We start from the raw sequence: 9,121 nt of genomic DNA, 5'->3' as shown, positions 1-9,121 counted from the left end.
GATTGAGGATCATGCCATTCGCTCTTGAAATGCTTCTTTATTGCCTTAAAATATATTGAAATTTTTTCTACGCAAAATTCCTTATATTTATTCAAGGATGCATCATCCATTTTTTTTAGTGCCTCTTTATCGCCATCCCAGTGAAAGAATAGATTTTTTCTACCATCTTTGGGATCTAAAGTTATTAAATAACGCAACGCAAATTTGATTATTGATGCAATTTTAATTTTGTTTTCATCCAATAATGACATTTCAAATTTATTTAGAAAAATACTCTTTTTATTTAGGAGATCAATGATTGACCTAGATAAACCAAAATCTGAAATAGGATCTTTAACCATTTGAATATGTAATAATACATCTTGAGATACCGGTTTAGCATTGGAATTAATATCTAAAAATATTTCACTCTGTATCTTTATTTTTTTAGTATCCGACATACCTTTTGGAAAAATAAGACCCGTAACTAATAAGTGTAACTCTTTTCTTAACTGTGATATTTTAGGCTCATCACTATCTGTTTCTAAACCTTCATAATGAGCATAAATACGATGTTGTCCATCAATAATACATATACTATTCATACAATTTGGGATAAGCATAGTGCATACGTCATGCTTATTGATTTCATCAATATTAATAGGTATATTATCTTTTTTGAAAGAAATATCTTCAGGCAAAGCTACAATAATATTATTATAAAAAGCTTCTTTATTTGTTACTAAAAATTTTCTTATACTGTTAATTCTTTTATCCTGAATTAGACGTTGATAAAGCAAAGAAGAATCTTCCCAGTTATCTTTTCTTAAGACATAAGAGTTTTTTATTAATGTTTCTGCAGATATCATGAAAGACACTATTCTTACATTATCTTTAATGCCAGTAAAAGATTTAGGAGTAATTATCGTAGTTTTTATCTCTTTCGGACTGCTTTCTGCAGTAATAATACCTATATCATCATCATTTAGCCCCAAGAACCTAAAAATTTCATACCTGGCCGACTTTTTTATACATTTTGACATTTTAGATAAATACATTAAAGCATTATGGTCAACGAATTTTATCAATGGGTATAATTTATAATCATCATCGCTAAAATCAAGTTTTTCTTGGGAAAAATATAAAAACTTGATTTTATATCTATCTAATGAATATTGTTTAATAAATGAATCTTGAAAATTATCATATAACCATTGGTAAAAGTTTGTTAAATTTTTATTTATTTCTACAAATCGTTCATGCTTTTTTCTAACATGATCTTTAATATTGTCTGTTTTTGTTACAGTATCCTCACAAATCAAAATTATATTCTCATAAATAAATATAAAATCTAATTCTACGGTTCTATGCCCTATTTTAAAGTGTTTATTTTGAGTGTTTAAATATTTAAAACCCGCCATAATAAAAGTATTCTTTATACCATTTCTAAAATTTCTAGATAATCTTGCCTTTTTTATTTCTTCCGGAGATTTTTTTGATTTTCTAATACTTTTAGACATTTATGCTTGTCCTTCTCTAATTTTACGGAATTCTTCTGGCAACATCGCAACCGAACTATTTAAGTCAGGCTCCATAACCGGTACATCCTTTCTGACTTTTATAACCCCATCAATAGCTTCCTGAATACGCGTTTTGGCAATATTAAAGTATTCTTTTTGTATCTCTGCCCCCACAAAGCACCTCTGCTCTAGTATGGATGCTACACCTGATGTTCCAGAACCCATAAACGGATCCAAAACTATTCCATTGATGGGTGTCAATGCTTTAATTAACCTTTGTGGAATAGCAATTGGGAATTGGCATGGATGCTTTGTTTTTTCTATATGGTTGGCCTTAACATTTGGTATATCCCACACATCCGATGGGTTCTTACCCAAAGGGTTACCGCTAAATTCCCCTTTATTCTCTCCTTTATATGAACGTTTGCCTGGGTATTTTTGTGGTATACGTATATTGTCTAAATTAAAATTATATTCTTTGCCTTTTGTAAACCATAGTATTGTTTCATGTCTTCCACTAAAACGTTTAGAGCTATTCAATCCATGTCCAAAAGTCCAAATAATTCTATTTCTTAAAACAAGCGGGTATTTATATTCTAAACTATTTTCATAAAAGACCTGATACACATAGTAGTCTAAAGGAAATATCTCTGCCTTATTAACATGATATCCTACCTGCCAGCATAAACTGCCACCAACTTTTAAAATCCTATAAATATCATTGAATATTTTTGATTGTTGTTCTTTGAAACTCATAATATCATCATGAATATTTTCATACTCTTTACCCATACAATATGGTGGTGATGTAACAATTAAATCGCAAAAATTGTCTGGAATTGTCTTTAACAATTCCAGACAATCTCCATTAAAAACAGTTACTTTATTGTCTATTGCAAATTTTTCGTTTATTTCCATTTTGTACACCTATATAAATTCTTACTCCCACTCTATCGTTGCGGGCGGTTTGCTAGAGATGTCGTAAACTACGCGGTTGATGCCGTCCACTTCGTTTATGATACGACGAGAGACGTTTTCTAGCAGATCGTACGGCAGGCGCGAGAAGCTAGCCGTCATACCGTCGCTAGCGTCCACTACGCGTATGCACACGGCGTTTTCGTAGGTGCGGTTATCGCCCATGACGCCGACGGAGTGCACGTTTAGCAGTACGCAAAAGGCTTGCCACGTTTTGTTATACCAGCCGCTTGATTTTAGCTCGTCGCGTAGGATCACGTCGGCTTTGCGCAGCAGCTCGAGGCTCGGCGTATTTACCTCGCCCATTATGCGGATCGCAAGACCCGGGCCAGGGAATGGATGGCGGAAAACGACTTCGCGCGAAAGACCGAGCTCAAGCCCCAGCTGGCGCACCTCGTCTTTAAAAATTTCGCGCAGAGGCTCGATCAGTTCAAATTTCATATCTTTTGGCAGACCGCCTACGTTGTGATGGCTTTTGATCGTTTTGCTTGAGCCTGCGACGGAGCTTTCGATGATGTCGGTGTAGAGCGTACCTTGAGCTAGAAATTTTACGTTTTTGTATTTTGCCGCCTCTTTGCTGAAAACCTCGATGAAGGTCGCGCCGATGATTTTGCGTTTTTGCTCGGGATCGATTACCCCTTTCAGCCTGCTCAAAAACAGCTCGCTAGCATCTACTACGTCTAGGCTCACGCCCAGTTTGAGTCTAAACATCTCCTCTACCGCCTTGCGCTCGCCCGTGCGGAGCAGGCCGTTATCGACGAAAACCGCTATCAGGCTCTGCGGCACCGCATGCGCCAAAAGCGCCGCTACGACCGAGCTATCCACGCCGCCGCTTACCGCGCAAAGCACCTTGGCGCTACCTACACGCTCTTTTATTTTGATCATCTGCTCTTTGGCAAAGCTACCCATATTCCAGGTGCTGGTTAGCCCGCAGATCTCTTTGGCGAAATTTTTTAAAATTCTATCGCCGAACTCGCTGTGGCAAACCTCCGGGTGAAACTGCAGCGCGTAAATTTTACGGATCTCGTCGCCAAATACGCACCACTCACTCTCATCCGAGCTTGCCATCACCTCAAAGCCCTCCGGCAGGCTCTCGACCTTGTCCGAATGGCTCATCCAGACGATAGAGTTGTCCTTAACGCCGTCAAAAAGCCTGGTTGCGCGAAGCAGCTTTAAAGAAGCTTTGCCATACTCTTTTTTACCCGCAGGCACGACGCTAGCGCCAAATTTATGCGCGATGAGCTGCATACCGTAGCAGATACCTAAAATTGGAATTCCAAGCTCAAAAATTTTATCGTCGCAAAAATACGCATCTTTGGCGTAAACGCTAGCGGGTCCGCCGCTTAAAATAAGGCCTTTAGGATTTTTTGCTTTTATCTTATCGATCGGTGCGTCGTATGCGATCAGCTCGGTGTAAACGCCTTGTTCGCGCAAGCGCCTAGCGATCAGCTGGGTGTATTGGGAGCCGAAGTCCAGCACTAAAATATCTGCCGTTTGCATGAAATTCCTTTGTAAAAATTTTTAAAAGTATAACAAAGCAAAGCTAAAAGTAGGCTATTTATCGCGTAAAATTCTAACGCTTCCTTTATCGCCGCTCGTGCTATTAGCGTCCCTGTTTTGGGCGGTAGCGCTAGGGCTCTGCTCGCCTTCCGAATAAAACGGCGGCGCTTTGTATCCGCAGCCGCTAAGCAAAACTAAGATAAAAAATGCTAAAATCCGCTTATGGAAAATGCAAGAGAAATAATAGCTCATATCAGAAAAGATCCTTTATATGCCAAGATGCGAGAAAGAGGCGAGTTTCTGGCGATTTTGCCGCTTAGTTGGCAAAGGCTGATCGCTTTCATCTACGTCAAAGATGGCATTTTGATGATAGCCGCGAAACACCCGGCTGGGCTTTGCGAACTAAAACGCGATAGTAATATAAATTTAATAAAAGACGTATTAAAGCGCTTCGTAGCCGCTAGAGAGACGGCGGAGCTTTGCGGCGTGCGAGAGATAAAATTTTTCGTAGCAGATAGAGTGATGAGTAGAAGAAGGGCGCAAATTTATAAAGTTCATTTACGCCGAAGCAGTAAAATTTTATCTTCAGAGCGCGCAAAAGGGGAGTTTGAAAACAAAATCCAAGATCCGCAAATTTATAAAATTTTTGAAGAGATAAGAGGGCTGATCCTTGCTAATAGAGGAGATTAAGAGCCTGCCTGCCGCACCGGGCGTGTATCAATACTTCGACGCCGCGGGCAAGCTGCTATACGTCGGCAAGGCAAAAATTTTAAAAAATCGCGTCAAAAGCTACTTTTCTTTCACGCCCGCTCTCGCGCCGAGCCCTCGCCTAAGCGCGCGCATCGCCAAGATGATAAGCGAGGCGGCGCATTTAGAATACATCGTAACGCCCAGCGAGAGCGACGCGCTGATACTAGAAAATTCCTTCATCAAGCAGCTTAAGCCCAAATACAACATCCTGCTTCGCGACGATAAGACCTATCCATATATCTACGTAAATTTAGACGACGATTTCCCGCGCTTTGAGATCACGCGAAAGATCGTAAAGGGCAGAAACATCAGATACTTCGGCCCCTATTTTCACGGCGCGAAGGAAATTTTACAGACGCTTTACATGCAGTTTCCGCTCGTGCAGAAGAAAAATTGCGTCAAGGGTAAAAAGGCCTGTTTGTTCCATCAGATCGGGCGCTGCGCCGCTCCGTGCGAGGATAAAATTTCAAAGCAAGATTACGCCCGTATCGTGCAGAGCGCGCTTGCGGCTTTGAAAAATCCGCAAAAGATGGTGCCGCAGCTTCAGGATCGGATGGCGCGGCTTGCACAGAGCGAAAATTTCGAGGAAGCCGCGCAGATCCGCGATAAGATCGAAATTTTAAAGCAGATGAACGTAAAGGTCGAGGTCGATCTGGCAAAGCTCGATGATTTCGAGGTCTTTGCGATTGCCGCACGCGACGGGCTCGTCTGCGCCGTGCATTTTAGCATACGCGAGGGTAAAATTTCAGCCTCAAGCTCGCATATAATCAACTGCAAAGCCCCAAGCGCCGATGATATCGCAAACGCCTACAAGCAGATGATCTTAAGCGCCTTTCCTGCCGCAGCTCCCGTGGCGTGCGCTAAAATTTACGTCTGCGACGAGTTTGACGATGCGGATCTGGTGTGCGAAATTTTATCCAAGCGGCACGAAAGAGCGTTTAAAATTTATGCGCCGAAAATCGGCGAGAAGCGTAAAATTTGCGAGATCGCATACCAAAACTGCGAGATCAATATCAAAAAACATCTAAAAACGCACGATTACGCGTTTTTGCAGGAGCTGAAGGATTATTTTGATCTTACGAATTTGCCCGTAAATATCGAAGTTTTCGACAATTCGCATATGTTCGGCGCCGCGGCCGTGGGGGCTATGATAAGCTTTCAAGACGGCGAGTTTAACAAGCAAAACTACCGCCACAAGCACCTTAGCTCAAATAACGACTACGATCAGATGCGCGAGTATCTAACTAGCCGCGCGCTTAAATTTGACGAGCTTGCAGCGCCCGATCTGTGGCTCATCGACGGCGGAACGGCTCTGCTAAACTTGGCGGAGGAAATAATCTGCAGCGTCGGAGCAAACGTCGATATAATCGCTATCTCTAAAGAAAAGATCGACGCTAAAGCCCACCGCGCAAAGGGAGCTGCGAAAGATAAAATTTGCACGAAAGGCGGGATTTTTTCGCTGCCTACGGACGATAAAAAGTTGCAGTTTTTTCAGCGCCTGCGCGATGAGGCGCACCGCTTTGCGATCTCGTTTCACCAAAAGAGCAAACGCAAACTCGATCTGCAAAGCTCAAAACTGCTAAGCTTGGGCGTTAGCAAGGGAAGCCTGAAGAAGCTTTTGGACTTTTACGGCGATTTTGAGAGCATTTATGCGGCGAGCTTCGATGAGATCAGATCGCTTACGAATATCCAAACCGCCGAAAAAATTTTAAACAATCATTAACAAAAACCTAACGCAAAAAGCTATATTTAAAGATTTGTTTAGTAAAATCACCCATTAACTTTGCAGGACGGCTAAATCGTCTCCGCCTAGCGTGACGGAAGCGACTTCGTTTCTCCGGTTGAATAAAATTTAACGTCGCGTAAGCTGCGCTTTGAAGGATTTTGTATGAATTTAAATACTACAAGTGCTTTGAGACTTGTTAGCGGTATCCCGTTACTTTTGATTTTCGCGTTTGCATCATATTTCTTGTTTATCTCTTTGCAGGATTACGCCAGAGTGGGAATTTTGCAGCAGCAAATTGCTAAAAATAGTAATCTCGCGGCGTTAGTAGAGCAGGTAGATAAAGAGCGCGGTATCACTTCGGCGTTTTTGGGTAGCGAGGGAAACCCCGGTATGGGAACCCTTCTATCGGGTCAACGCAAAAAAACCGACGATGCGCTTGCAAAGTATAAAGAAAGCAAAAATATCAGTGAAAACGTCGTAAAAAAGACTATTTTTGATATTTTCGCTTACGGCACCGGTAATGACGAGCTTTTGGCTGCCGAGACCGATATAGACGGTTTATTAGACAAACTTCCGCAGGTAAGAAGGGATGTCGATGCTCAAAGCAAAAGCTTCGGTGAGCTTTTCAGTTCATATTTTCAAAAATTCGACGATGATGTAAAAACAATCCAACGAGTGCTAAGAGAGGGTCTTGTAAGCTCAAATATCACCGTTTGGACGGTTTCGTTGCTTAATACTTATGAGGCGATGGATGCCACTGCATCAGAGCGCGACTATATTATCGAATACATTATCGGCAGCAAGGCGATGAATCAGGCGCAGCTAAGGACTTGGGCTAGCTTCAACCTATCTAGTTCGCTTCCTAATTATTACTTCTTGCCGGAATCTGATGCTAGAGCCGCGATTTTAAAAATTCTAGACGGAGAGGAATTTCAAAACGCATTAAGAGAGACTGCTAAAATTTCAGCCACATTGCAGCAAGAAGCGGATGAGGGACACTATAGCGTACCTTTTCAAGAGTGGTTTGCCTCTACTACACTTAAATATAAAAAGCTAAGCGAAATTTCTGAAAAGATCAATGCTGAGCTTGCGGCGCATGCCGACACCTACCTAGCGCAAAGGCTAAGAAACCTATTTATCGCTCTTGGTATATGGGTTTTAGCGGCTATTTTGGTCGTTTTTGCCTTGGGTATTACAAGACGTTTAAGACAGAACGTTACCGACCTCGGCAACGTGCTTAGCCGAATCGGCGATTTGACGAATCAGCACGAGCATATCGACGTTAGGACTAGTGAGGGTGTTAACAAAGCGTATTCGCTTATTGAGGACGCGCTCGATCTGATTGCATATCAAAAGGGCGCTGCGGAGGATGCCAACAAGGCAAAATCGATCTTTTTGGCCAATATGTCGCACGAGATCAGAACGCCGCTTAACGGCATCATCGGCTTTACGGAGCTTCTTAAAAATACCGATCTGGATGAAGAGAAGCGCGATTACGTTGATACCATCGAAAAATCGTCCGAAAACCTTCTAACGATCATTAATAACATTTTGGATGTCTCTAAGATCGAGAGCAATAAGGTCGAGCTTGAGGATATCTTATTTAATCCTATCCAAGATTTCGAAAGCGCGGTTGAAATTTACGTCGCCAAGGCTGCCGAAAAGAATATCGACATCTTGCTTTACATCGATCCTACACTCGTGCACCACCTATACGGAGACATCACGAAGATCAAAGAGGTTCTTATCAACCTCATGTCAAATGCTGTCAAATTTACGCCTGAGCACGGCACTATCGTGGTTGAAATTTTAAGAGAGCCTAGCAAAGCTCCAGGAGAGGCGATCGTAACGTTTAGCGTAGAAGATACCGGCATTGGAATTTCTGAAGATAAACTTGCAAATGTATTCAACGCCTTCTCTCAGGCCGACTCTACGATCACACGCAAATACGGCGGAACAGGTCTTGGACTTACGATTTCGTCTAAATACGTAGCGATGATGGGCGGCAAGCTTCAGGTCAAATCTACCGTAGGAAAGGGTACTAGATTTTATTTCACCCTTGCTTTTAAAGAGACACAAAAAACTGATGCAGACGCAGTATTTGAAAGTATCAAAGGGCTAAATTTTGCGCTTTTAGCTGATAGCGCCGATACGATGTATAATGATATCGTTAAAAATTATATCAGCAAGCTAGGCGGTAAAATTTCGATATTTAATACGAACGCGCAGTTCCGCTCAGCGCAAAATAATAACAAATATGATGCTCTTATCACTAGATTTAAGAATTACGGCGAGGTTAGCGATATATTGAGTATGCCTACGATCTTGACTCTTAAGCCAAAAGAGCTTCAAAGTATTAGTATTTCAAATTCTAAAATTTTTACCCTCACAGAGCCTTTTAATTTAACTAAATTCGTTAAGACGCTAGATAAAATTTCAAAATCCGGAATTGCTCTAAGTAGATCGGATTTTGCTCCACAGACGCATGAGATTAAGCTGGATGCCGAGGTAGAAAAGCCTATCGTCGCTGATGAAATGATTATGGAAGAGCCGGTAGTAAAAGAAAGGCCTATCATCAACAAGCTCGATGAATTACGACATGCTACTACTTCGTCGGCAGACGAGCTACGCGCTATCTTGCAAAGCAGAAGGCGTACACACGATGCCGAGG

At 41.8% G+C, this 9,121-nt stretch carries 7 protein-coding genes; 3 read left to right on the top strand and 4 right to left on the bottom strand.

Features of this window, described 5'->3' with window-relative positions; translation table 11 throughout:
• The 4 genes from Q0236_RS04940 to Q0236_RS04925 form a co-directional block, all read right to left on the bottom strand.
• Nucleotides 1-1,499 (bottom strand): DGQHR domain-containing protein (locus tag Q0236_RS04940; RefSeq protein ID WP_297915682.1); only part of this gene is annotated, 1,499 nt, incomplete at its 3' end.
• The gene (locus Q0236_RS04935) at nucleotides 1,500-2,417 is read right to left on the bottom strand and encodes a site-specific DNA-methyltransferase (RefSeq protein ID WP_297915680.1); all 918 of its coding nucleotides are present in this window, start codon (nucleotides 2,415-2,417) and stop codon (nucleotides 1,500-1,502) included.
• 21 nt (nucleotides 2,418-2,438) lie between these two features.
• The gene (gene guaA / locus Q0236_RS04930) at nucleotides 2,439-3,974 is read right to left on the bottom strand and encodes a glutamine-hydrolyzing GMP synthase (protein ID WP_297915678.1); all 1,536 of its coding nucleotides are present in this window, start codon (nucleotides 3,972-3,974) and stop codon (nucleotides 2,439-2,441) included.
• Between the two features lie 54 nt (nucleotides 3,975-4,028).
• Complete coding sequence (locus tag Q0236_RS04925; RefSeq protein ID WP_297915676.1) at nucleotides 4,029-4,226, bottom strand: hypothetical protein; 198 nt, start codon at nucleotides 4,224-4,226, stop codon at nucleotides 4,029-4,031.
• 27 nt (nucleotides 4,227-4,253) lie between these two features.
• On the opposite strand from Q0236_RS04925, the gene Q0236_RS04920 reads away from it, so the two are divergent.
• From Q0236_RS04920 to Q0236_RS04910, 3 genes are all read left to right on the top strand, one after another.
• A complete protein-coding gene (locus Q0236_RS04920) occupies nucleotides 4,254-4,664 on the top strand; it encodes a hypothetical protein (protein WP_297915674.1) in 411 nt (136 codons plus the stop codon).
• Nucleotides 4,645-6,447, top strand: a complete 1,803-nt coding sequence (gene uvrC / locus Q0236_RS04915; RefSeq protein ID WP_297915671.1) for an excinuclease ABC subunit UvrC — start codon at nucleotides 4,645-4,647, stop codon at nucleotides 6,445-6,447. Before Q0236_RS04920 ends, uvrC begins: the two co-directional genes overlap by 20 nt.
• Before the next feature lie 165 nt (nucleotides 6,448-6,612).
• A partial coding sequence (locus Q0236_RS04910) for an ATP-binding protein (protein WP_297915670.1) occupies nucleotides 6,613-9,121 on the top strand: 2,509 nt, incomplete at its 3' end.

The sequence above is a fragment of the uncultured Campylobacter sp. genome (assembly GCF_938031315.1).
Lineage (GTDB): Bacteria > Campylobacterota > Campylobacteria > Campylobacterales > Campylobacteraceae > Campylobacter_B.
The sequence above is the reverse complement of the archived record's forward strand: the minus strand, read 5'-3'. Positions and strand labels throughout refer to the sequence as shown.

Coding starts and splice junctions, on each gene's coding strand:
- Q0236_RS04935 (WP_297915680.1), bottom strand. CDS start 2,417: ATGGAAATAAACGAAAAATTTGCAATAGACAATAAAGTAACTGTTTTT.
- guaA (WP_297915678.1), bottom strand. CDS start 3,974: ATGCAAACGGCAGATATTTTAGTGCTGGACTTCGGCTCCCAATACACC.
- Q0236_RS04925 (WP_297915676.1), bottom strand. CDS start 4,226: ATGAGCTATTATTTCTCTTGCATTTTCCATAAGCGGATTTTAGCATTT.
- Q0236_RS04920 (WP_297915674.1), top strand. CDS start 4,254: ATGCGAGAAAGAGGCGAGTTTCTGGCGATTTTGCCGCTTAGTTGGCAA.